Origin of the sequence: Acinetobacter sp. ESBL14 (assembly GCF_036668815.1) — a bacterium.
Classification (GTDB): Bacteria; Pseudomonadota; Gammaproteobacteria; order Pseudomonadales; family Moraxellaceae; genus Acinetobacter; species Acinetobacter gyllenbergii.
Map to the genome: position 1 here is coordinate 442,915 of NZ_JAZEVS010000002.1, position 22,324 is coordinate 465,238.

Below are 22,324 nucleotides of genomic sequence, written 5' to 3' on the forward strand. Positions count from 1 at the left end.
ACCATAAAATTTAAGGAAAATTTCATGCAGCATCAAGACATCCACGTGACTCCTGTGCAACAAGATGACTATCAACAGTGGTTACCCTTTTGGCTGGCCTATCAGAATTTTTACAAGGTGGAACTGTCTAGCGCCGTTACACAAACCACATGGCAACGTTTCCTTGATCAAACTGAGCCCGTCTACTGTGCGGTTGCAAAACAAGGAGATCAGCTTTTAGGTTTTGTACATTACGTCATTCACCGTTCAACTTGGGCGAAAAATAACTATTGTTATTTAGAAGATTTATTCGTTTCACCAGCACAAAGGGGGCAGTTGATCGGAAAGCGCTTAATCGAATATGTGCAGCAACAAGCGAGGGAACATCAGTGTGATCGCTTATACTGGCATACACAGGAAACGAATCATACGGCACAGAAACTCTATGACTGGATTGCAGAAAAGCCAGGGATTATTGAGTATCGGATGCATTTAGATTAAGAAAAAAGCCAAAGCAGATGGTTGCTTTGGCTTTTAGATGGTTAAGCATTCAAACCCAACCAATCTCTTGGTTTTAGATAATAATCGGTAAGATGCTTTTCTGCTGAGTTCTCATCCCACTCAGGGCGATACGACCAACCTGCAAGATTCGGCAAACTCACCAAGATCGATTCAATACGGCCACCAGTTTGTAAGCCAAACAAGGTACCACGGTCATAAACCAAGTTATATTCGACATAACGACCACGACGATACAGCTGGAACTCACGTTGAGCTTCAGTATATGGCTGTTCACGGTGCTTTTCAAAAATTGGCAAAATCGCTGCTAAATAGCCATTACCTACAGCTTGCATGTATTTAAAGCAAGTTTCGAAATCCCATTGATTTAAATCATCAAAGAATAAACCGCCGACACCACGCTGCTCATCACGATGCTTTAAATAGAAATAATCATCACACCATTGCTTATGTTCTGCATAAACCGTGTCGCCAAAGGGCTGACATAAGTCATACGCAGTTTGATGCCAGTTGAGAACATCTTGCTCGTCAGGATAGAACGGGGTTAGGTCAAAGCCACCCCCAAACCACCACACTGGATCTTGGCCTTCAGGCTCAGCGACAAATAAGCGAACATTGGCATGCGAGGTTGGGATATTGGGATTTTTCGGGTGAATCACCAACGAGACACCTAAAGCTTGTGCTTTCGCGCCTGCAATTTGTGGATGACGTTCAGTCGCAGAAGCAGGTAGCTTGCTGATATTGATGTGGGAAAACATCACCCCACCTTTTTCAATCACTTCACCATTTTGCAAAACGCGAGAGCGACCACCGCCACCTTCGGTTCGCTGCCAATCATCAATGATAAACTCAGCGGTGCCACCGCCAGCACGTTCCTGTTGCTCTAGTCCTGCACAAATCCGTGCCTGTAGATCGAGTAAAAACTCACGAACACGTTGAATATCAGCTGAAGTTGGATGCTGCATGATGATCCTTTTAAAGTGATCTAGGAATTATTGATATCAAAACACAATTCCATAAGAAAAGTAAGGGATTTTTGAGTCAAGATGAAAAATGCATGGTCTAGGGTGTGGTGCTAGGGGATAACCCTATTTTTACTTAGACTGCGCAGCGCGACTCTTTTCAATAAGCCGATTAATTTCTTCGTTATATAGCCAAGTATTTAAAATACCTTCAGAACTTTCCAAGCCCGTAATATCTAAAAAATGTTCAAATGTACCTGCAACTTGCTCCCTGTCATCTGTACCAAGTGAATCAGGATCAATTTGATGAATACCGTCAGAAAGTATTTTCAGTCGCTGTTGTTTACTCGGTTGATCAGAGTGCTGATAAAGCTGGATGTACGCTTCAGCAGTGTGGGCTACTTTTTGATTCAATACTCTTTTCAATTGATTATCTTGAACGCCTGTATAGAGATAGCCATCACTTAGAAAATGATCTTGCTGCTTAAATTTATGTAATTGATTGATAATTTTAGTATTTGAAGAGGGTGTTTTATGCTCATTTGCTTGAGTGTAGCCACTTAGTAACAGGAGACCTGTTACTAAGAAAATACTGAATAACTGCATATTAATAAATACTCTTTAACGAGCGAGATGACTCTAAACTCAGAAGTCATCCTTTTTATAGAGATGATCCATACGCTCACGTTTGGTTTTTAAATACTGCTCATTAAATGGGTTTCGACCCACTGTCAATGGGACACGATCAACCACATTGATGCCTAAATCCGTTAATGCTTTTAGTTTTAAAGGATTATTGGTGATTAATTTCACTTCTTTAACTTGAAGATGATCAAGCATAATGCTGCACATATCATAACGACGCGCATCGGCAGGTAGGTTCAATAACAGGTTCGCATCAACCGTATCATGCCCTTGATCTTGCAAGGCATAAGCACGGATTTTGTTGGTCAAACCGATACCACGGCCTTCTTGGCGTAAGTACAAAATCACGCCTTGACCCGCCTCATTAATTAAGCGTTGAGTGGCTTGGAGCTGGGGGCCACAATCACATTTCAGCGAGGCGAAAGCATCGCCTGTCAAGCATTCTGAGTGGATACGCACGAGTACCGGCTGGTCTGGAGCCGTTTCTAAACCTTTGGAAAGCGCCACATGTTCTTCGCCCGTTTTAGGGTCTTGAAACACAGAAATATTGAAGTCACCAAAAGCGGTGGGAAGCTTTGATGTTGCAATAAATTCAATCGGCACAGAGAGCTCACTATGATAATAAAAACAGTCTGAGTATAGCCTAATGTATGAAGATTGCGTGAATTGGAATTTCTGATTTTTCACATAAGTTTTTCTTTTTCATACAAAGCACACAATAATGGTTGATAAACAGTGACATAATTCAGGATAATCTGCGGGCCAGTCATTAAGATTGACATGCAAATGTTCAGCACTGCATCATTTGCTCATGTGGCTGATTGAAGGTAGATCGTATTTAATTGTATGATTGCCCCCATTTAACCCAGCTTCGGATTTGCCAGGCTTAAAAAGGCTTTGCCACATTATGTTGTATACCGAAATTCCAACTCAACGTCCTGTTACGCCATTGTTAGATGGAATTGACCATCCACAACAATTACGTCAGCTCGAACAAAGCCAACTCGAACAAGTGGCGGATGAGTTACGTCAATATATTTTGTATGCAGCAGGACAAAGCGGTGGACACTTTGGTGCAAATTTAGGGGTGATCGAACTGACGGTTGCCTTGCATTATTGTTTTAACACGCCTGATGATCGTTTAGTCTGGGATGTTGGCCATCAAGCTTACCCACATAAAGTACTAACAGGTCGTCGTGAGCGGATCACCACGATTCGCAGTAAGGATGGTTTAGCTGCTTTTCCAGCACGTGATGAGTCTGCGTTCGATACTTTTGGCGTAGGGCATTCCTCAACTGCAATTTCAGCTGGTTTGGGTATGGCCTTGGCGCGTCGCTATCAAAAAGATCCATGTGATGTGGTGGCGATTGTTGGTGATGGTGCGATGACGGCAGGGATGGCTTTTGAAGCCATGAATGATGCGGTTGCACATGATGCCGATTTAATCGTAGTTTTAAATGACAACGATATGTCCATTTCTTGTAGTACCGGTGGTTTTGCCAAGCATTTGGCGGCGATTTGGGAAACAGGTCAATTGATTAATGTGAATGAGCAAGGGGAAGCCTATGTTCAGCCACATCCAAAGTGGACTTATAATTCGCGCTTACATCAATCTGCGACTGATGCCGCTGATAATTTATTTAAAGCGATTGGTTTTGATTATTTTGGACCATTTGATGGTCATGACGTGCAACAGCTGGCACAAGTTTTCCATGCGCTGAAAAAACGGAAAGGCCCACGTTTAGTTCATATTTATACAAAAAAAGGTAAAGGTTTCGCGCCTGCGGAAGCTGATCCAATTACCTATCACGCCATTACCAAGATTGCACCAGTGGTTGCTACCGCTGCAAAAACATCAACGGTAAAAGCGCCACCTAAATATTCAGACGTATTTGGGCAATGGCTGTGTGATGAAGCAGCACAAGACCAACGCTTATTGGCAATTACGCCAGCGATGTGTGAAGGCTCAGGCATGGTTAAATTTGCGCAGCAATATCCTGAGCGTTTCTTTGATGTGGCCATTGCAGAACAACATGCGGTGACTTTAGCGGCAGGTATGGCATGTGAAGGTTTAAAACCAGTTGTTGCGATTTATTCGACTTTCTTACAACGTGGCTATGATCAGCTGATCCACGACGTGGCACTGCAAAATCTCGATGTTACTTTTGGAATAGATCGTGCAGGTCTGGTCGGTGAAGATGGCCCAACCCATGCAGGTGCATATGATTATGCTTATATGCGTACTGTACCCAATATGGTGATCATGGCACCAAAAGACGAAAATGAATGTCGTCAAATGTTGCATACCGCTTACCTTTACCAAGGGCCAACAGCGGTACGTTATCCGCGTGGTGTCGGCACAGGCGTTGAAATTCAGCAGCAGATGACCACGATGGAAATAGGTAAAGCTGAAATCGTGGCTGAATTTAATTTGGATGCTGAACAGCAGATTAGTGTCCTTGCCTTTGGTAGTCGTGTTGCAGCCTCTATCGATGCTGCTGAACAGTTTGCACAAAAACATGCGGTTGCTGTGCGTGTGGTAAATATGCGCTTTGTGAAGCCATTGGATGAACAAATACTGCGTGACTTAGCACTACAGACTGAACTTTTTGTGACTGTTGAAGAACATGCGGTGATGGCAGGCGCGGGCAGTGCCGTCAATGAATTTTTGGCCCAAGCACGTATTCTCAAGCCGATTTTGAATCTGGGCTTGCCAGATACGTTCTTACATCAAGCTACGCATCAACAGATGCTGCATGATTGTGGTTTAGATACTCAAGGAATCTTGGCTTCAATTGAGCAAGCTTGGTTTTCTCATCACTAAGTTGATGTAAAAGTTAGAATAATTTTTAGCAACATTTTTCCCCTAAAAGCGCTTATATTTGATAGAATATAGGGGCTTTTATGCATTATTCTTTGTCAAAATCTTCAAATTTGTAGTGGGTGTTCAATGGAACCTATGGTGGTTATGGCTGCGCGTGCGGCTCAAACAGTTGGTCAAGAGCTTTTAAAGGCTCATCAAAATCGTCATAAACTCGATTTACAAGTTGAAGAAAAAGGCATTGATGGCCCAGTAACGCGTGTTGATCGTTACTTGGAAGAATTGACAATTGAAACGCTTCGTAAAAGTTATAAAAACCACAGCTTCCTTGGTGAAGAGTTTGGTATGCAAGAAGGTAAAGGTCACGATGCAGATTGGTGCTGGGTGATTGATCCTTTAGATGGTACGCAAAACTTTATCAACGGCTTTCCGCATTTCTGTATTTCGATTGCTGTACAACATAAAGGTGTGACTCAACACGGTGTGATTTATGATCCAGTCCGTGATGAATTATTCTCTGCTAGCCGTGGTCGCGGTGCAGTGATGAATCAACGCCGTATTCGTGTCAATGTAAAAGATAGCTTGGAAAATACTTTCCTTGCAGTCGGTCATCCATATCGTGCAAAGCGTAATGGTGAAATTGTTTCTTATGCAGAACAACATTTCGCTTCATTATTGGCTGTAACTAAAGCAGGCGCACAAATCCGTCGCGGTGGTTCTGCTGCATTAGATTTAGCTTATGTTGCAGCTGGTCGTTTTGATGGTTTCTTTGAGTTGGGCTTAAAACCGTGGGATATCGCTGCGGGTGAGTTGATTGTGAAAGAAGCAGGCGGTGTTGTGGTTGATGCGCGTGGTGGGAGTGAGTCATTTGACAATGGTCAAGTGCTTGCATGTTCGCTTAAAATGTTAAAACCATTAATGCAAGCGGTTGTTCCAGCTTGGGGCGATGCTGCAAAATAATTTGTAGATTTCAAAAAAAACCCTCAGTATTTGAGGGTTTTTTTACTTTTGGTTAGTGGAAGTTATGAAGATCATTTATGAGAATGAGCGATTTTATATAAAAACATCTCATGAAATACAGGAGGATAAAATTGAAGAACAAAATATTGATTTTTGGTTAACTGTGAATGGTAAGACATTTTCTGGAAGTGCGTTTACACTCGCTAATATTCAATATTTAATGACTAAAGATAGTAGAACAGGTGAGTCTGCTTTGGGTTCTTATTTTTGGTGCGCCGATATGTTGGTTGTTAAAGAAATGACGATTGAGTGTTTGGTAAGCACTATTGAAAATATATTAAATGATGAATCTTTAGATATAGGAAAAATTTTTACTCAAGTACCTAATTATTCTTAATCTTTTGTTTTTGCTGTGGCTTGGATACAAATATAAAGTGTGATGAAATTGAAAAAACCAATTAAAAAAGGTGACTTTTAAAATTATTCTGCTATAATCCGCCCACGCACTTAAATTCCAGTTCATTACCTGAACATTCAGTTCTATTCATATTAGCGCACGCTGTCCATAGAGAGGACCACATCTTGCGCCCAAATCGCTTAGCGATTCTTCAGGTTGAGGCAGTAATCAAGCGTGCGTTTAGTCCACATCGTCGTTATTCGGATCGCCGCTGAATTTCATCTATTTTCAGCTTGAGTCGCTTTGCCGCTTGTTGCCGATGTCTATTTTTTGTATTTATTAAAATGGAGCACCCACAAGGGTGAAACTCTCTATGAGCAAAACTTTTGCCGAATTTTCTTTGCACGAAACCTTACAACAAGCCCTAGAAGGTTTAGGTTTTACTACGCCAACTCCTGTGCAAGAACAAGCGATTCCAGCTGCGTTAGAAGGAAAAGATTTATTAGTTTCAAGCCAGACAGGTTCTGGTAAAACAGCAGCATTCTTACTTCCTACATTAAACGCGTTAGCGGGTGAAGAAACTTTTGTGCCATTTAAAGAGCGCATGAAAGCTGTTACCCAGCCAACAATTTTAGTTATCTCTCCTACACGTGAATTGGCTCAACAAGTTAGCCAAGACGCGATTGCATTTGTACGTCACATGAAAGGTGTTCGTATTGCTGCAATTATGGGTGGTATGCCTTTTGGTAAACAAATCCAACAGCTTAAAGGTGCACAAGTAGTTGTTGCGACTCCTGGTCGTTTACTTGATCTTGTAAACCGTCGTCAATTAAAACTTGATAAAGTTGAATCTTTAATCGTTGACGAAGCTGACCGTATGCTTGATCTTGGCTTTGCTGAAGATTTAGAAGCAATTGGTGAATTAGCTGCTAACCGTAACCAAACGTTGATGTTCTCTGCAACTTTTGCAGATCGTATTATCCGTCTTGCTGAGCGCATGATGAATGATCCACAACGTATTGCGATTGAAACAGGTCACAGCACCAACACTGATGTAACTCAAACATTACATTGGACGGATGGTTTTGAACACAAGAAAAAATTACTTACACATTGGTTATCTGACGAATCAGTAGATCAAGCTGTTGTATTCGCAAGCACGCAAGAAGATACCGATATGCTTGCTGAAGAATTAGCGGAAGCAGGTCACTCAGTTGTTGCGTTGCACGGTGCAATGCCACAAACAGTGCGTAACCGTCGTTTACGTAGCATTCGTGAAGGTCGTGCAAAAATCTTGGTTGCAACTGACGTAGCAGCACGTGGTTTAGACGTACCAACCATTTCTCACGTCATTAACTTCGGTTTACCGATGAAAAATGAAGACTATGTACACCGTATTGGTCGTACAGGTCGTGCTGGCCGTACAGGTCAGGCGGTAACTTTAGCGACTTACCGTGAGCGTGGTAAAATCCGTGCTTTAGAAGATTATTTAGATGCACGTTTGAATGTATCTGAAATCGAAGGTTTAGAGCCATCTCCACCTCCTGCGCGTTCAGGTCGTGATGGCGGTGGTCGTGGTCGCGGTGGTCGTGATGGCGGCGGTCGTGGTCGTGGTGGTTTCGGCGGTGGTCGTCGTTTTGAAGGCGAAGGTAACTTCAAACGTCGTGAAGGCGGTGATGATCGTCCACGTCGTAGCTTCGATGACAAACCTCGTGGTGAACGTCCATCATTTGGTGGTGAAGATCGTCCACGTCGCGAATTTAATTCAGATCGTCCACGCCGTGAAGGTGGTTTCGAAGACCGTCCACGTCGCGAGTTCAACTCTGATCGTCCACGCCGTGAAGGTGGTTTCGAAGACCGTCCACGTCGCGAGTTCAATTCAGATCGTCCACGCCGTGAAGGTGGTTTTGATGATCGTCCAAAGCGTAGCTTTGGTGGTGAAGACCGTCCACGTCGCGAGTTCAATTCTGATCGCCCACGTCGTGAAGGTGGTTTCAATGATAAGCCGCGTTTTGATTCGAATGATGACAACCGTGGTAACCGTGTAGACTACAAACCACGTCGTGAAGGTAGCTTCGGTGACCGTCCAAAACGTGATTTCGGTGATCGTCCACAACGTGAAGGTGGCTTCGGCGACCGTCCAAAGCGTAGCTTCGGTGATGATCGTCCAAAACGCAGTTTCGGTGGTGAAGACCGTCCAAAGCGTAAGTTTGGTAGCGATGAGCGTCCAGTACGCGGTTCACGTGAAGAAACTTTCGGTGGCGACCGTCGTCGCAAAAACGATTTTTAATCGTTAAAAACCGATAAAAACAAGAAGCCAGTTGAAAAACTGGCTTTTTTATTTTGTGTTAGTCATGTAAAATTATAAAAATGTGTACTAATTCAAATTTTAAATAAGAAATGAATAGGGTTAAGCAAAATAAAAGTCTTTTGAGTCAAACTTGGTCTTTCATGTGTAGTGAAGGGCTGCCGTGTCTATTTGTCATTTTAATGCTCTGTAATGGCTTATTTTTTGCGTATGCATTGTTTGATACCAATCACTCTGATTCTTTTAATGCCAATTCCCAACATACCACCAGTCAAACTGTTTCAAAGAATAACTACATAAATTAAATAATCTTGATACATCGGTTATCAAAATAAAAACAAGCGTTTAATGTTTCAGTGTATAGTATGCGTGCATAAAAAGTGCAGGAATGAATGCCATTATGAATAACAACTCTCCTCTCGATACAGAAGCCTTAATTGAAGTTAAAAACTTGAGCTTTAGTCGAGGAGAACGCGTCATTTATGACGATATCAGTCTTAAAATTCGACGTGGTCAAATTACTGCAATTATGGGTCCTTCTGGTACAGGTAAGACCACCTTATTGCGCTTGATCGGCGGGCAATTGATTCCTGATCAGGGCGAAGTGCTGCTCGATGGTAAAAACATTGCGACCATGTCTCGCCACGAATTATTTGCTGCGCGTGCGCGTATGGGGATGTTATTTCAAAGTGGTGCCTTATTTACTGATATGTCGACCTACGAAAATGTCGCTTTCCCAATTCGTGCACATACCCAGCTTCCTGAACATATCATTGCAGAATTGGTGGGTTTAAAACTGGAGTCAGTGGGTTTACGTGGTGCTGAACAGTTAATGCCGTCTGAGCTGTCTGGTGGTATGAACCGTCGTGTTGCTTTGGCGCGTGCGATTGCTCTTGATCCTGAATTGATTATGTATGATGAGCCTTTCGCAGGCCAAGACCCGATTGTTATGGGGGTCTTAACTCGTCTCATTCGCTCACTCAGAGAAGCACTCGATTTAACAACGATTATTGTCTCGCATGATGTTGCAGAGACCTTGTCGATTGCAGATTATATTTATGTAGTTGCTGAAGGTAAAATTCAGGGTGAAGGCTCACCTGAACAATTAAAAAATCATGCCTCACCATTTGTACGCCAATTTTTAACAGGTTCAATAGAAGGACCTGTGGAATATCAATTTACACACCAAGCATATTTAGATAACGAGGTTCGTCCATGAATGCGATTGCCTGGTTAGGTAGACTCGTTATTGAGCGGATAAAGGGGATTGGTGCTGCGGCGCTGATGCTCTTACAAGTTTTATTTTCCATGCCATCGAAAGGCGGGTTTCAGCGCTTTATTTATCAGATGTATCGTGTCGGGGTCATGTCCCTGCTGATTATCGCGGTTTCAGGTTTGTTTATTGGTGCAGTACTGGGCTTGCAGATGTACAGCATTTTGGTGACCTTCGGTAGTGAAGCAATGCTAGGTACAGCGATTTCATTGACATTGCTTCGTGAACTGGCGTCTGTGGTTGCTGCATTGTTATTTGCGGGACGCGCGGGTTCAGCATTAACCGCTGAAATTGGTTCGATGAAACAGAGTGAACAACTTGCTAGCATGGAAATGATTGGTGTTGATCCACTCAGACAAATCGTCTCACCTCGTTTGTGGGCGGGGATTGTCAGCTTGCCAATGCTCACGGTGATTTTTGCAACCATTGGTATTATTGGCGGCAAAATGGTTGGTGTTGATTTCTTGGGAGCAGATGAAGGTTCATTCTGGGGAGGTATGCAAAGCAGCGTACAATTCTGGCATGACATTTTTAATGGCACCATCATCAAAAGCATTGTATTTGCTTTAGTTTGTACATGGGTAGCGGTCTATCAAGGTTATGCTTGTGATCCGACGCCAGAAGGTATCGCGACCGCAATGACGAGAACGGTTGTATATTCTTCACTTTGTGTATTAGGTTTTGATTTCGTGTTGACTGCGGTCATGTTCGGAGGGATTTAATGAAATCACGTACTAGTGAGCTGGCCGTAGGTATTTTTGTCATTATCTTCGGTATCGCTCTATTTTTTCTTGCGATGAAAGTCAGTGGTTTAGTCGGTACTAATTTACGTGATAGCTATAGCATGACAGCGCAGTTTGATAACGTAAATGGTTTAAAGGCACGTGCGAAAGTGACCATGAGTGGTGTGACAATTGGTCGTGTGGAGTCGATTACGCTTGATCCTGTGACACGTCTAGCAACAGTCAAATTTGATCTGGATGGTAAGTTGACGAGTTTTAACCCAGAGCAATTAAAAGAAGTGCAAAAGAATGCACTTGAAGAATTGCGTTATAGCGCTGATTATCAACAGGCAGATGCTGCGAAACAAAAAGAAATGGAACAGCAACTTATTGCAAACATGACCTCCATCACAACTTTGGATGAAGATGCTTATATTATGGTTGCAACCAATGGTCTTTTGGGTGAGAAATATTTGAAAGTTGTACCCGGTGGTGGTGTGAACTACTTAAAACGTGGTGACGTGGTTTCAAATACCCAAGGAACAATGGATTTAGAAGATTTAATCAGTAAGTTTATTACTGGCGGTGCTGGCAAAGCCACATCAAGCTCAACTGCGACAGAAAGTTCAGCTTCGCAGCCCGCTGCTGAAGCAGAACCGTCTTTTGTTGAGTAATTCAGGTTAGGAGATTGAAGTGAATACATTATTGAAACAAACTCTAACAGCAAGCGTTTTATCAACTATGCTTGCAAGTGCGGCATTTGCAGCACCTACAGAGACCCCGCCTGATTTTGTGAAGCGTGTGGCTGATGGCTTGATTACACGTTTAAAAGCAGATAATGCAAAATTACAGAATAATCCAGCTTTGGTTCGTACCATTATTCGTCAAAACCTTGACCCATATGTAGACTCACAAGCGTTTACCCGTATTGTGTTGGGTACTTATGCAAATAATCAGTACACTACGGCTGCACAGCGTGCTCAGTTTGAACAGAATTTCCGTGCGGTTATTATTGAGAACTATGGCGGCGCTTTCGCGAAATATACCAACGAAAGCTACACCATGCGTCCGTTTAAATCGACCAACAGTAAAAACCCTGTGGTGACTTTAGACTTCTTGCATAATGGCGAAAAAATTCCAGTATCGTTCCAGTTAACCGACAAGGGCAATCAATGGAAGGTACGTAATATCAATGTGTCTGGTATTGACCTTGGTTTACAGTTCCGTAACCAGTTTGCTGCAACGGTTCAACGTAATGGTGGTGACATCAATAAAGCGATTGCAACATTTAAACCAGATGCAGATGCTGCTGTTAGCAAAAAATAAGGTGGTGGTGTGATTCAGTATATTGATCAGCAACTAATTGTTTCTAAAACGATTAATTTTGAAAATGCAGGGCAAATCTATCAGGCAGGTTTAAAGTATATTCAGCAACACAAGAATTTTCCTTTGGTTGTGGATTTGGCCCAGCTTGAACAAGGTAATACTTTATCTTTGGCGGTTTTGGTGCAATGGTTGCGTCAAACCCCTGAGAATAAAGGGCTGCATTTTAAAAATGTGTCTGAGAAGATGCTGAAAATCATCCAAGCGTGCCATTTACAAGACGATTTGAAATTGATTTGATTGATCTGGCAGCGTGGAAAAAGAGAGCTATTTTTAGCTCTCTTTTTTTATGCTTAACTTTTGGGAAAAGCAGAAAATAGCGCCTCACAGCTTGGATATTTTTGATGTAACTTTGCTAGATAATAATTTTGATCATATTCTAAAAAACCATCCAATAATTTGATGCTAGATGGGGTATTACTGCAGCTTTTAACTTGTTATCCCATGCCGTAAAGGGGGCAATGGGATGATCGATCGATATGATGTTTTTCTCACAACCTAATAATGCCAGAGTGCTGATCTGGTAATTGTTGGGGGCGTCAGAATCTGCGGGATAGGCAAGACCAATCACTAAATCATTGGTTTTTATTGTTTTGGCAGGGAAATCACTGTGCCATTGGGTGGGTTTAGGTGTAAATAACTTGGTGAGAAAATGCTGAAATACAAAGCGAACATGCTGAAATTCAAATTGATTTTGGGTGTCAGAAGACCGCTTTTGTATAGATTGGACACGTGTGATAAACACATCTTTGGGGGAGTGTGGTGCACATGCAAACGCTGTTGAGATTGAAAGGATTATATTCAAAAATAGAAATAATCCTTTCTTGTCTAGATCCATTTTTTCCAACGGAAGTAAAACATGGGTAGGACTAGGAAGGCCATCAGAATACCAATCACAATCCAAAAACTGAGGCTACCGTGTGCAAAGGGCAGTACATCGGTGTTCATCCCATAAATACTGGCAATTAGCATCGGTGGTGCAAGCATACTGGGTAAAATCGAGAATCGACGAATCGTGTCATTCTGTTCGGTATTAATGAATCCAGAGGTGGTATCCAGTAAGAATCGTACTTTTTGGAATAAGAAGGCATCATGTTCGACCAGTGAGCGAACATCTTCACTCAACTCGCGAATGTCGGCATCATAAATATGACTGCCTAAGGCACGCGGCCGCGCTAAAAAGGTCAATACACGGCGTAAATCAATTAAACACAGTTGTGCCTTTCCCAGCATATCTTCTTGCTGGGCGAGGCGTGTAATCATGTCATCTAAGTCGAGTATTTTTTCGCGATGGTGGTTATTCAGGACTTCTGTGGAATATCGTTCTAGGTCTTTGTGGATATCTTCTAAGATATCCGCAAGCTCATCCAGTTTCGCTTCAAGTAGGCCGAGCAAGATCCAGGTTGGGTCTTTATAGTCCATATCATAGTCATTACGACGAGCGCGGGCACGAAATGCACGGAATGCAACCAACTTTTCACCACGCATGGTAAATAAGCGATCTTTATGCAAAATAAATGCAACCGTTTGTACCATTGCGAGCATCGGTAAGGAGTCGTCAGTATCACCATCGACTTGAAAGTTTTTATTCTTTGTTAAAAAATAGGTGCTGATATGCAAAATTCCATCATCATCACGGTAAAATCGTGCCGATGATGAAATGTCTTCAAGCGACTTTAGGGTCGGTAAGTTTCGGTCATACGCATCTAGAACCCATTGTTGTTCTTCTTGGGAGGGGGCGATGAGATCAATCCAGACCAGTTCGGGGTGGAGGTCGAAACCTCCGTTGATGGTTGCATCTTCTAGACTACCGCGCTCTGTGGCATAAAAGGCTTCAAGCATGTCTTTTTTCCTCGCGCAGTCGGTGTAATGTTTTCGGTCGTTTACCGAAAAGCAGGGTGTATTTTAGACAAGGATGAAACGAAAAACACTTGCCTAAACGTTATTTTCTCAAAAATCTTGTTACATAGCCTACTTTATCAGCATGACAGTTATATAAAACGGTTTTAATTGTATGAATTCTATATGTGTTTTCTGTGGTTCTTCACTCGGTAATGATCCCATTTATCAGCAAATGGCAGAGGCAACAGGTCAGGCAATTGCTGCACAAGGCCAAACTTTGGTCTATGGCGGTGGCCGTTCTGGTTTAATGGGGGTTGTCGCCAATAGTGCCTTACAGGCTGGTGGTCGTGTCATTGGGGTAATTCCTCATGCTTTGGTTGATCGAGAGTTGGCACATACAGGTCTTACCGAGTTGCATGTCGTCAACAATATGCATGAGCGTAAAACCAAAATGGCGGAGCTGTCTGATGCCTTTGTGGCATTGCCTGGTGGTGCAGGAACACTGGAAGAAATTTTTGAACAATGGACCTGGAGCCAATTAGGGATTCATCAGAAACCGTGTGCCTTTTTAAATGTTGTGGGCTTCTATGATGATCTGCTTAAAATGCTGCAAGGTTCTGTTGAGCGTGGTTTTAGTCAAGAACGCTTTGTCGATAAACTGATTGTTGCAGAGCAGATTGAGGATATTCTGGCGGCATTCTCGGCTTACCAGCCAGTGACACCAAAATGGATGTCCACGACCGAAATTCAAGCTTAAGGAGCAACTTGTGAAAATCATCACTGTGGCGGCTGCTGTGATTTTGAATGCACAAAATCAATTGCTGTTAGTGCGTAAACAAAATACGCATGCTTTTATGCAAGTCGGCGGAAAGCTCGAAATCAATGAAGCACCAGAAATCACGATGCAACGTGAGATTTTGGAGGAAATTGGCTGTGAATGTGAATTGAAACAATTCATTGGTCGTTTTGAAACGGCTGCAGCCAATGAACCAGATCATATGCTGGTGAGTTATGTGTATGCGGTTGAATTAAAACAGGCCCCTCAAATTGCTGCTGAAATTGCTGAAATGAAATGGATTGAATTGGATGATCAAGCCACTGTGTTGGCGCCTTTAACTAGAGAGATTGTGATTCCGTGGTGTCAGCAAAATCAATTAACTTAGTTTGTCGTGGTTGTGCGGCGGCTACGCAAGCACTATAGATGTGTTGGCAGCCGAGTTGGTTTAGGACTTGGGATAAGGCGCTGATTGAGCTGCCTGTGGTCAACACATCATCGACAATGAGGACTTTGCGATAACGTATTGAGTTGGGTGGTGCAGCCACAAATTGTTGCTCAATATTTTCAAGACGTTCTAAACGGGATAGCCCTTTTTGTGAGTGCTGAGCCAAGCGTTGTACGGGTTGCCAGACGGGGACATTCAAGCTTTTGCTCAATGCCTTGGCGAGTAGAAGGGCCTGATTAAAGCCACGTTCTGCTAGACGATCAGCTGAGATGGGCATCGGCACAATTGCCTGCACTTTGGGAAGTTTGAGTTGTAATAGTAGGCCATCTAATATTCTTTGATGATGCAGTTTTTGCTCATATTTAAACTGTTGAATGATCCGATCAATCGGATAGGCATAATCACAGGCGACCAAGACTTGTTGTTGGTTACGTTCAATACTTTGCTTTAGCCACGGCAGTTGTTGCCAGCAACTGTGGCATACACCAAATTGACGTTTCATGCCGATATCACAGAGATTACAAGGCGTAAAATAATCAAAAATCTGCTGTGCTGATGTGCCAAGTCGTTTAAACATAGGCATATCTTGGGGCTTCAGGTAGCCAGCGTTTGAGTAGTCCATCCGCATGCTGTGGATACTCTTTCAGGATTTGCTCAGCCACATAATGTGCTTGGGTCAGCAGATGATCATCGCGTTCTAAACGTGCGACACGAAAGCCCATATCTCCGGTTTGTTTGGTGCCGAGTAATTCTCCCGGCCCACGAATTTCCAAATCCTTTTCTGCGATTACAAAGCCATCATTGCTTTCACGTAAAATCGAAAGGCGTTCCTGACCATTCTGCGATAATGGGGTTTTATACAGTAGGGCACAGAAACTGGCGGTTGCACCACGACCCACTCGACCACGCAATTGATGCAATTGGGAAAGACCCAAGCGCTCGGCATTTTCAATCACCATGATCGACGCATTCGGGACATCGACTCCGACTTCGATCACCGTAGTGGCAATTAACAGCTGAGACTGATTGTCTTTAAAGGCTTGCATGACACTTTGCTTTTCATCGGCCTTCATCTTGCCATGTACCAGACCAATGTTGATGTCTGGAAAGCGCTCTTTAATTTCTTGATAAGTGGCTTCAGCCGCTTGCGCATCCAGTGTTTCGGATTGCTCCACCAAAGTACAGACCCAATAAGCTTGTTTACCTTCACGACAATTTGTGGCGATGCGTTGTAATACCTGTTCACGCCGTTCTAATGGAATGGTCACGGTTTGAATCGGGGTGCGTCCAGGCGGAAGTTCGTCAATAATCGAGGTATCTAAATCCCCATAAGCACTCATGGCGAGTGTCCGAGGAATTGGGGTAGCAGTCATGACCAATTGATGTGGTGTAAACTGGTCCGCACCTTTATTGCGTAAGGCAAGACGTTGATCAACACCGAAACGATGCTGCTCATCAATAATCACCAAACCAAGCTTTGAGAAACCGACTGTATCTTGAAATAGAGCATGCGTACCCACGATCAGTTGCGCATGACCTTCTTTAATCTGTTGTTCAGCTTGAGTTCTGGCTTTGCCTTTTTGTTTGCCTGACAGCCATGCAACCTGAATGCCCAAAGGCTCAAACCAGCGTTTAAAGTTTAAATAATGCTGTTCAGCTAAAATCTCAGTCGGTGCCATAAGCGCCACTTGCCAATCGGCTTCCAGCGCATGACAGGCAGCCACGGCAGCCACAAGGGTTTTACCTGCACCGACATCGCCTTGCACCAAACGTAACATCGGTTGATCTTGTTTAAGATCCTGCAAAATTTCTTTGGAAACCCGTTTTTGTGCATTGGTCATTTGGAAGGGCAGACCCTCTAACAGCTTCTTGGCAAGTACTTTACTGCTGCTAAAGCGCGGGGCAGAAATTTGCCGAATATAAGCACGACGGGTGAGTAAACTGATTTGATGAGCAACCAGTTCTTCAAAAATCAAGCGTTGTTGTGCTGGATGTGAACCCTGATTGAGTTGCAACATATTGGCATCAATCGGTGGTTCATGGATGTAATGTAGGGCCTGTTTTAGTTCATAACCATTGCTGTATTTGCTGGGCAATAATTCAGCTAAGTCATCACTATGATGCTTAAGTGCTTGGCGTACATATTCACGCAGCTTGGGCTGCGTTAAGCCTTCGGTGCTGGGGTAAATCGCGGTGAGTTGGGTTTTCGGTAAAGCAGTATGTTGTTGAATCACCTGAATTTCAGGGTGGTATAGCTCCAAACCCCGTGCACCAACACGGACTTCACCAAAAATCCGTAATCGTTGCCCCATTTGGATGCGATCAGTCAGACCTTTATAAATATGATAAAAGCGTAAAGTGACTTTGCCAAAATCATCTTGTAGCAGGGCAGCGAGCGATTTCTTTTTCCCCGGAGGGAAATCGACAGAACGAACCTCACCTTCAAGCAAGTAACTTCGTCCAACGATCAGCTGATTCATTGGAATAATAGTGCTACGATCTTCATAGTCACGAGGAAGATGGAATAACAAATCATCCGTGCTAAAAATATGAAGCTTTTCTAAGAGGGTCGCTGCGGCAGCACCAACGCCTTGTAATTGCTGAACTGATGTCATCTCTGCTCAAAGGTGTGTATGCATATTTTATTTATTGGTTATGGTAAAACATCTCAACGTGTCGCTAAACACTTATTTGAGCAAGGTCACCACATTAGCACAATAAGTCGCAGTGAAAAAACAGATTGTTACGCGACCCATTATATTCAGGATGTGCAACAACTGGATTTGACAGGCATAGCCCCGATTGATGTGGTCTATGTGATTTTGGCGCCCTCTCAAAGCGGGATTGATGCTTATCAACATACTTATGTCGACAGTGTTGCACCGATTGTTGCAGCACTTAGGGGACATGCTGTGCAACGGATCGTGATCGTGTCCTCGACTCGGGTGTATGGTGAAAATGCAGGTGAGCGGATTGATGATGAGTCGCTGATACAGCCTGCTGATGAGCAAGGGTGCATTCTTAGGGAGATGGAGTTACTTTGGCAAGTGCATTATCCGCAGCAGAGTATTATTGTGCGTCCGACTGGTATTTATGGGACTTCAATCGCCCGACTCAAAAAAATGGCAGAACAGAGTCTAACTTATCCCGCAATCCATTTTAGTAATCGCATTCATATTGATGATTTAGCAAAGTTTTTAGCGCTATTAGTTAATTTAGCTAAAGTTGAAGCAAGTTATATCATTAGCAATAATACACCACTACCAATGCATGAAATATTATGGTGGTTTCAACAGCAACTTCATGTAAAACCCTTAAAACTAGTATCAGAACAACACACGGGCAAGCGAATTTACGCGACACGATTAATTGAGATTGATTTTAAATTTGACCATTTGATTTGCTTTAATGACTATGCAGCGGCTTTAAGGGTACATAGTAATGAAAAATAATTCGATTAGACTGTAAAGAAAGTTTAAAGAGTTGGTATGTATTTTGAATTATAAATACCAATAGATTCCTGAAAGGAACCGCCTAAATTAAGCACATGGTTTGCGGCGAGGCGTAAAGGTGATACATGAGAAAAATAATTTGCATGATCTTATTCGGATTAATGACAACCGCAAGTTGGGCTGTGGAACAGTCTTGGTGCGTATTTGATCCTTTAAGTACACAGGGCGATATCAGTCGTCGTTTACAGGACATTCGTCTGTACGCACAACAAAATCAAGTTCAGTTAAGCTTTCAAACCTTTAAAAATGAAAAGAAGGCGATACAAGCTTTTGATCAGCGTAAATGTTCAGGCTTGGTGGCATCCAATTTTAATACCTATCGCTATAACCGTTTTATGGGCACAAGTGGGGGGATTGGACTGATTCCGAATAATCGTGTGGCTCGGACATTTTTACAACTGCTGAATAATTCAAATGTCGAAAAACGTATGCTGAGTGGAGATTATGAAGTGTTGGGCATGATCCCGATTGGGACAGCCTATATGATCATGAATACCCAACAGATTAATAAAGTGTCTCAGTTAAAGAATAAAAGCATTGGAATTTTAGAAAATAATCCACCACAACAGGCTTTGGTGCAAAGTGTCGGTGCTAAACCCGTCTATGTTGATTTTTCCAATGCAGTGGAATCTTTTAAGCAGAAAAAAATTGATATTTTGGCTGCACCTGCTTATGGGATATTGCCGTATAACTTGAAAAAGGAATTTGGTGCAGACACACAGGTCGTCAACTTCCCTATGGCGTATTTTGCGATGAATATCGTGATTCGGCCACAAGCTTACCCAACAGGCTTCGGTCATCAAATACGCTCTTGGTTTGTACGCAACAGCAATGTGCTTGCTGCACAAGCCATTCAATGGGAAAACCATTTACCAGCTTATTACTGGGCGGATATTTCAGGTTATGAAAAACAGGGCTACGACGCGATGGTGGTAAAGATTCGAAATCGTTATGTCGACTCTGGTTATTATGATGCGTATTTTGTATCGCTCATTAAACGACTGCGATGCTTGGATGATCCGAAGTATTTAGAGTGTCGTTAGCGCATTAAAAAAAGGCAACCGAAGTTGCCTTTTTTTGTATTTAAGCTTTCTTGCGTTTTAAGCGACGTTTGGCTTGTTGAGATGCCATAGCCTCTAATGCTTCAGCCAGTTCTTCATCGCTAAATGTAGTGATGTGCTGCAACATTTGTAGCGTCGTCTCATCTAAGACCAACTGTGCACCTGCGGCCATCTCACTGAAATTATCATCGTATTCAATGAAACCTTGCTCATTGTTACGAATATAATTCTGTTGCGTCAGGACTTTAATAAAACTTTGGAATAAGGCTTTATCGAAGAACTCAGGTGAGTTGAATTCATACAGGACGGATAGGCGTTGCCCCAATAAATGACTCAACTCTTCCACTTGCTTAGTTGAAATATTGCCTGAACCACGTTGAGTAATCAGTGCAAGGGTCATGTAGTAACGCTCTAAACTCTGTTTCACTGGCATCGCCAAGGTCACAAGTTTTTGGTGTTCTTCACTGTTTGGCGTTGGGCTGAACAGGTTGTCTTCATGATCTTGGAAAATAATACCAATCTGAACCAAAGCATTGATATAACTATCAATTTGCTTTTGCAATTCGGCAGCTTCCCATTTCATGAATAATTCAGCTTTTAAGAACGGATATAAGGTACGAATCACGTTACTTAAATCAGCCTTATGAATTTTACCATTGTGCTCAACTAGCGAAGCCACCAATGAAGGTAATACAAAGGCATGCAAAATATTGTTACGGAAGTAGGTCAGCAGTACTGCTTGATTATCTTCAATCGCAATAATATCGCCTAACACATGCTGTACACGTTTGATTAACTTAAGCTTGAGACCATAAGCAATGATTTCTTTACCCGACAATGACGTAACTTGAGTGCGTTCATCATAGGGTTGTTGAGTCGCCAAATCGCGATAGATATCCAGTTGCTTGGCGCAAATTTCTTCATCTAAGGTGTGTTTTGGGGTCGCCAATAAAATCAAGGAAAGCAAGGACACTGGGTTAATCACCACAGCGCGGTTGATGTTTTCTAGAATCAGATTGGCTGAACTTGCCACAACGTTAGAAATCTCAGTGGTACTTGCGGTCTCGGTTTGAATATTTTCAGCACCTTGTTGCTTCAAAATATCATTTAGGAACACAGGTTCACCAAAGTTCACGTGTACTTTGCCGAAAATACGTTCAATCTTCCGTAAGGTTTTTACAATCCCAAAAATCGACTCGGCTTCTTTCGGTTTGCCTTGCATTTCACCGACATAGGTTGAGCCTTCCATCAGACGTTCATAACCAATATAGGTTGGAACAAACACGATCGGTTTGGCTGGGGCGCGTAGATGACCCTGAATGGTCATGGCCAACATCCCCGTTTTGGGCGGCAATAAACGACCTGTACGAGAGCGGCCCCCTTCAATAAAGTATTCAATCGGGGTGTTGCGCGATAGGATGCTATGTAAATATTCTTTAAATACAGAGGTGTAAAGTGCATTGCCACGGAAAGAACGGCGAATAAAGAAGGCGCCACCACCTCGTAATAATTGACCTACAAATGGTAGATTAAGGTTATCACCCGCAGCGATATAAGGAATCATCAAACCACGCTTATAAATCACATAAGACAATAATAAGTAGTCGATATGGCTACGGTGGCAAGGGGTGTAGACAATCTCGTAATCTTTAGCCAACTCACGTACGGTACTGAAATTATGTACTTCTACGCCGTCATAGAGTTGCGTCCATAATCGGGTTAAGGCCATGTCGGCAAAACGGACTGCTGAAGCTGAGTAGTCCGAGACGATTTCATTGACATAACCAATGGCGCGGCGTTCAGCTTCAAGCATACTGATTTTATGCTGAATACTTTCACGACGAATGGCATCTTGTACCTCAGCTGACTTGACCACCGATTGCATCACATTACGGCGGTCTGATAGGTCAGGACCAAGCACGACTTCACGTTGCTGGTCTAAATAGGTATCTAAAGAGCTGGCAATATAGGTGGCTGGCGACACATTGGGGTGATTGCTCTTGGCATAATCTACCAACTCACGTAAAGATTGTGGCTCATGAAATTCTAAAAAAGACTGACGACCATGTAAGCCGATATTCATCAATTGTTTGACGGTACCTGGTGTTGCCCAAGTATCTGAGAATAATAATTTGAACCAAGAATCTTCTTTATCTGGTGAGCGACCCCAGAGTACTGTTACTGGAACCAGTTGAATATCAACATCAGGTTGTTGTTCAAGCGCTTCTACCAATTGTAAAAGGCGCGGCGGGAAAGTCTGGGTATTAAAAATATTATTTTCGTTGTGGTGTAAAAACAGAACCGAGTTTTTTTCTTGATATGTACCAAAACTCAAAGGATCTAGGGCTGGTTTTAAATTTAGACGACGGGTTTCACCATCCACCACCAATGCATTACTACGTGAATAATTTTGTAATACGTAGCAGACCAACTTATTTGATTCAGTTGTATTTGGCTCTGCTGTGGTGGATTCTGTAGGAACTTCACCAAGAACATGTGGCGTTACCACAAGGTCAAGTAACTTACTCGAAAGTTGGCGATACATTTGACCAAATCCAGTCTTGGACATTACAAACTCCTAAATAATAATCCTGACATCGAGTCATGATGAACCCGACATTCTGCGATATTCTTACATGAAACGATATGTTATTTTCTGACAAAATATAGCGTATTTGGTAGATTTTATCGTTAAAAATCGTATTTTTAGCGGGTAT

Annotated in this window: 21 protein-coding genes and 1 pseudogene; 14 read left to right on the top strand and 8 right to left on the bottom strand. The window is 42.7% G+C overall.

Going from position 1 to position 22,324, the window contains the following annotated elements; translation table 11 throughout:
* Positions 1-24: 24 nt before the first annotated feature.
* Positions 25-480, top strand: a complete 456-nt coding sequence (locus tag V6E90_RS10235) for a GNAT family N-acetyltransferase (RefSeq protein WP_332605266.1) — start codon at positions 25-27, stop codon at positions 478-480.
* A 41-nt stretch (positions 481-521) separates the two neighbouring features.
* Here V6E90_RS10235 and hemF read toward each other — a convergent pair whose 3' ends face one another.
* From hemF to ribA, 3 genes are all read right to left on the bottom strand, one after another.
* A complete protein-coding gene (gene hemF, locus V6E90_RS10240) occupies positions 522-1,463 on the bottom strand; it encodes an oxygen-dependent coproporphyrinogen oxidase (protein WP_332605267.1) in 942 nt (313 codons plus the stop codon).
* A gap of 129 nt (positions 1,464-1,592) precedes the next feature.
* Positions 1,593-2,066 (bottom strand): DUF4844 domain-containing protein, encoded by a 474-nt coding sequence (locus tag V6E90_RS10245; protein ID WP_332605268.1) that lies wholly within the window; start codon positions 2,064-2,066, stop codon positions 1,593-1,595.
* Between the two features lie 39 nt (positions 2,067-2,105).
* Complete coding sequence (gene ribA / locus V6E90_RS10250) at positions 2,106-2,708, bottom strand: GTP cyclohydrolase II (RefSeq protein ID WP_016542807.1); 603 nt, start codon at positions 2,706-2,708, stop codon at positions 2,106-2,108.
* Positions 2,709-3,012: 304 nt separating this feature from the next.
* Here ribA and dxs point away from each other — a divergent pair, with 304 nt between their 5' ends.
* From dxs to V6E90_RS10295, 9 genes are all read left to right on the top strand, one after another.
* The gene (gene dxs, locus V6E90_RS10255; protein WP_065343264.1) at positions 3,013-4,929 is read left to right on the top strand and encodes a 1-deoxy-D-xylulose-5-phosphate synthase; all 1,917 of its coding nucleotides are present in this window, start codon (positions 3,013-3,015) and stop codon (positions 4,927-4,929) included.
* A gap of 126 nt (positions 4,930-5,055) precedes the next feature.
* Positions 5,056-5,886: an inositol monophosphatase family protein gene (locus V6E90_RS10260; protein WP_005238523.1), complete on the top strand. Its 831-nt coding sequence runs from the start codon at positions 5,056-5,058 to the stop codon at positions 5,884-5,886.
* Positions 5,887-5,950: 64 nt separating this feature from the next.
* A complete protein-coding gene (locus V6E90_RS10265; protein ID WP_016660135.1) occupies positions 5,951-6,283 on the top strand; it encodes a hypothetical protein in 333 nt (110 codons plus the stop codon).
* A 373-nt stretch (positions 6,284-6,656) separates the two neighbouring features.
* A complete protein-coding gene (locus tag V6E90_RS10270) occupies positions 6,657-8,573 on the top strand; it encodes a DEAD/DEAH box helicase (RefSeq protein WP_332605270.1) in 1,917 nt (638 codons plus the stop codon).
* A gap of 418 nt (positions 8,574-8,991) precedes the next feature.
* Positions 8,992-9,810, top strand: coding sequence for an ABC transporter ATP-binding protein (locus tag V6E90_RS10275; RefSeq protein WP_016542813.1), 819 nt, complete (start codon positions 8,992-8,994; stop codon positions 9,808-9,810).
* A complete protein-coding gene (mlaE, locus tag V6E90_RS10280; RefSeq protein WP_016542814.1) occupies positions 9,807-10,586 on the top strand; it encodes a lipid asymmetry maintenance ABC transporter permease subunit MlaE in 780 nt (259 codons plus the stop codon). Before V6E90_RS10275 ends, mlaE begins: the two co-directional genes overlap by 4 nt.
* The gene (gene mlaD, locus V6E90_RS10285) at positions 10,586-11,260 is read left to right on the top strand and encodes an outer membrane lipid asymmetry maintenance protein MlaD (RefSeq protein WP_023271256.1); all 675 of its coding nucleotides are present in this window, start codon (positions 10,586-10,588) and stop codon (positions 11,258-11,260) included. Before mlaE ends, mlaD begins: the two co-directional genes overlap by 1 nt.
* Positions 11,261-11,279: 19 nt before the next feature.
* Complete coding sequence (locus V6E90_RS10290; protein WP_016542816.1) at positions 11,280-11,912, top strand: MlaC/ttg2D family ABC transporter substrate-binding protein; 633 nt, start codon at positions 11,280-11,282, stop codon at positions 11,910-11,912.
* Between the two features lie 9 nt (positions 11,913-11,921).
* Positions 11,922-12,209 (top strand): STAS domain-containing protein, encoded by a 288-nt coding sequence (locus V6E90_RS10295; protein WP_332605271.1) that lies wholly within the window; start codon positions 11,922-11,924, stop codon positions 12,207-12,209.
* A gap of 53 nt (positions 12,210-12,262) precedes the next feature.
* On the opposite strand, the pseudogene V6E90_RS10300 reads toward V6E90_RS10295, so the two are convergent.
* Both V6E90_RS10300 and V6E90_RS10305 read right to left on the bottom strand, forming a co-directional pair.
* Positions 12,263-12,807, bottom strand: a pseudogene (locus V6E90_RS10300) (hypothetical protein).
* Positions 12,798-13,811, bottom strand: a complete 1,014-nt coding sequence (locus tag V6E90_RS10305) for a magnesium and cobalt transport protein CorA (protein WP_004657647.1) — start codon at positions 13,809-13,811, stop codon at positions 12,798-12,800. The pseudogene V6E90_RS10300 and the gene V6E90_RS10305 overlap by 10 nt, the downstream one beginning before the upstream one ends.
* A gap of 172 nt (positions 13,812-13,983) precedes the next feature.
* Between V6E90_RS10305 and V6E90_RS10310 the strand changes: the two genes are divergently transcribed.
* Positions 13,984-14,568 (top strand): TIGR00730 family Rossman fold protein, encoded by a 585-nt coding sequence (locus tag V6E90_RS10310; RefSeq protein WP_262756399.1) that lies wholly within the window; start codon positions 13,984-13,986, stop codon positions 14,566-14,568.
* Between the two features lie 10 nt (positions 14,569-14,578).
* A complete protein-coding gene (locus tag V6E90_RS10315; RefSeq protein WP_016542820.1) occupies positions 14,579-14,974 on the top strand; it encodes an NUDIX hydrolase in 396 nt (131 codons plus the stop codon).
* On the opposite strand, the gene V6E90_RS10320 is transcribed toward V6E90_RS10315, so the two are convergent.
* The gene (locus V6E90_RS10320) at positions 14,928-15,611 is read right to left on the bottom strand and encodes a ComF family protein (protein ID WP_016542821.1); all 684 of its coding nucleotides are present in this window, start codon (positions 15,609-15,611) and stop codon (positions 14,928-14,930) included. The two genes, V6E90_RS10315 and V6E90_RS10320, sit on opposite strands and share 47 nt — an antisense overlap.
* Positions 15,604-17,649 carry an ATP-dependent DNA helicase RecG gene (gene recG / locus V6E90_RS10325; protein WP_332605272.1) on the bottom strand — a complete coding sequence of 682 codons (2,046 nt, stop codon included), beginning with the start codon at positions 17,647-17,649 and terminating at the stop codon, positions 15,604-15,606. The genes V6E90_RS10320 and recG overlap by 8 nt, the downstream gene beginning before the upstream one ends.
* Before the next feature lie 18 nt (positions 17,650-17,667).
* On the opposite strand from recG, the gene V6E90_RS10330 reads away from it, so the two are divergent.
* Together V6E90_RS10330 and V6E90_RS10335 are read left to right on the top strand one after the other, a co-directional pair.
* Positions 17,668-18,486, top strand: coding sequence for an NAD-dependent epimerase/dehydratase family protein (locus V6E90_RS10330; protein ID WP_332605273.1), 819 nt, complete (start codon positions 17,668-17,670; stop codon positions 18,484-18,486).
* A 125-nt stretch (positions 18,487-18,611) separates the two neighbouring features.
* The gene (locus V6E90_RS10335) at positions 18,612-19,589 is read left to right on the top strand and encodes a putative solute-binding protein (RefSeq protein WP_332605274.1); all 978 of its coding nucleotides are present in this window, start codon (positions 18,612-18,614) and stop codon (positions 19,587-19,589) included.
* Between the two features lie 40 nt (positions 19,590-19,629).
* Here V6E90_RS10335 and plsB read toward each other — a convergent pair whose 3' ends face one another.
* Positions 19,630-22,176, bottom strand: coding sequence for a glycerol-3-phosphate 1-O-acyltransferase PlsB (gene plsB / locus V6E90_RS10340; protein WP_065343278.1), 2,547 nt, complete (start codon positions 22,174-22,176; stop codon positions 19,630-19,632).
* Positions 22,177-22,324 lie beyond the last annotated feature (148 nt).

What these genes read in the sequence shown, in the direction of transcription:
- V6E90_RS10235 (WP_332605266.1), top strand. Translation starts at nt 25, where the DNA reads ATGCAGCATCAAGACATCCACGTGACTCCTGTGCAACAAGATGACTAT.
- hemF (WP_332605267.1), bottom strand. Translation starts at nt 1,463, where the DNA reads ATGCAGCATCCAACTTCAGCTGATATTCAACGTGTTCGTGAGTTTTTA.
- V6E90_RS10245 (WP_332605268.1), bottom strand. Translation starts at nt 2,066, where the DNA reads ATGCAGTTATTCAGTATTTTCTTAGTAACAGGTCTCCTGTTACTAAGT.
- dxs (WP_065343264.1), top strand. Translation starts at nt 3,013, where the DNA reads ATGTTGTATACCGAAATTCCAACTCAACGTCCTGTTACGCCATTGTTA.
- V6E90_RS10260 (WP_005238523.1), top strand. Translation starts at nt 5,056, where the DNA reads ATGGAACCTATGGTGGTTATGGCTGCGCGTGCGGCTCAAACAGTTGGT.
- V6E90_RS10265 (WP_016660135.1), top strand. Translation starts at nt 5,951, where the DNA reads ATGAAGATCATTTATGAGAATGAGCGATTTTATATAAAAACATCTCAT.
- V6E90_RS10270 (WP_332605270.1), top strand. Translation starts at nt 6,657, where the DNA reads ATGAGCAAAACTTTTGCCGAATTTTCTTTGCACGAAACCTTACAACAA.
- V6E90_RS10275 (WP_016542813.1), top strand. Translation starts at nt 8,992, where the DNA reads ATGAATAACAACTCTCCTCTCGATACAGAAGCCTTAATTGAAGTTAAA.
- mlaE (WP_016542814.1), top strand. Translation starts at nt 9,807, where the DNA reads ATGAATGCGATTGCCTGGTTAGGTAGACTCGTTATTGAGCGGATAAAG.
- mlaD (WP_023271256.1), top strand. Translation starts at nt 10,586, where the DNA reads ATGAAATCACGTACTAGTGAGCTGGCCGTAGGTATTTTTGTCATTATC.
- V6E90_RS10305 (WP_004657647.1), bottom strand. Translation starts at nt 13,811, where the DNA reads ATGCTTGAAGCCTTTTATGCCACAGAGCGCGGTAGTCTAGAAGATGCA.
- V6E90_RS10310 (WP_262756399.1), top strand. Translation starts at nt 13,984, where the DNA reads ATGAATTCTATATGTGTTTTCTGTGGTTCTTCACTCGGTAATGATCCC.
- V6E90_RS10320 (WP_016542821.1), bottom strand. Translation starts at nt 15,611, where the DNA reads ATGTTTAAACGACTTGGCACATCAGCACAGCAGATTTTTGATTATTTT.
- recG (WP_332605272.1), bottom strand. Translation starts at nt 17,649, where the DNA reads ATGACATCAGTTCAGCAATTACAAGGCGTTGGTGCTGCCGCAGCGACC.
- V6E90_RS10330 (WP_332605273.1), top strand. Translation starts at nt 17,668, where the DNA reads ATGCATATTTTATTTATTGGTTATGGTAAAACATCTCAACGTGTCGCT.
- V6E90_RS10335 (WP_332605274.1), top strand. Translation starts at nt 18,612, where the DNA reads ATGAGAAAAATAATTTGCATGATCTTATTCGGATTAATGACAACCGCA.
- plsB (WP_065343278.1), bottom strand. Translation starts at nt 22,176, where the DNA reads ATGTCCAAGACTGGATTTGGTCAAATGTATCGCCAACTTTCGAGTAAG.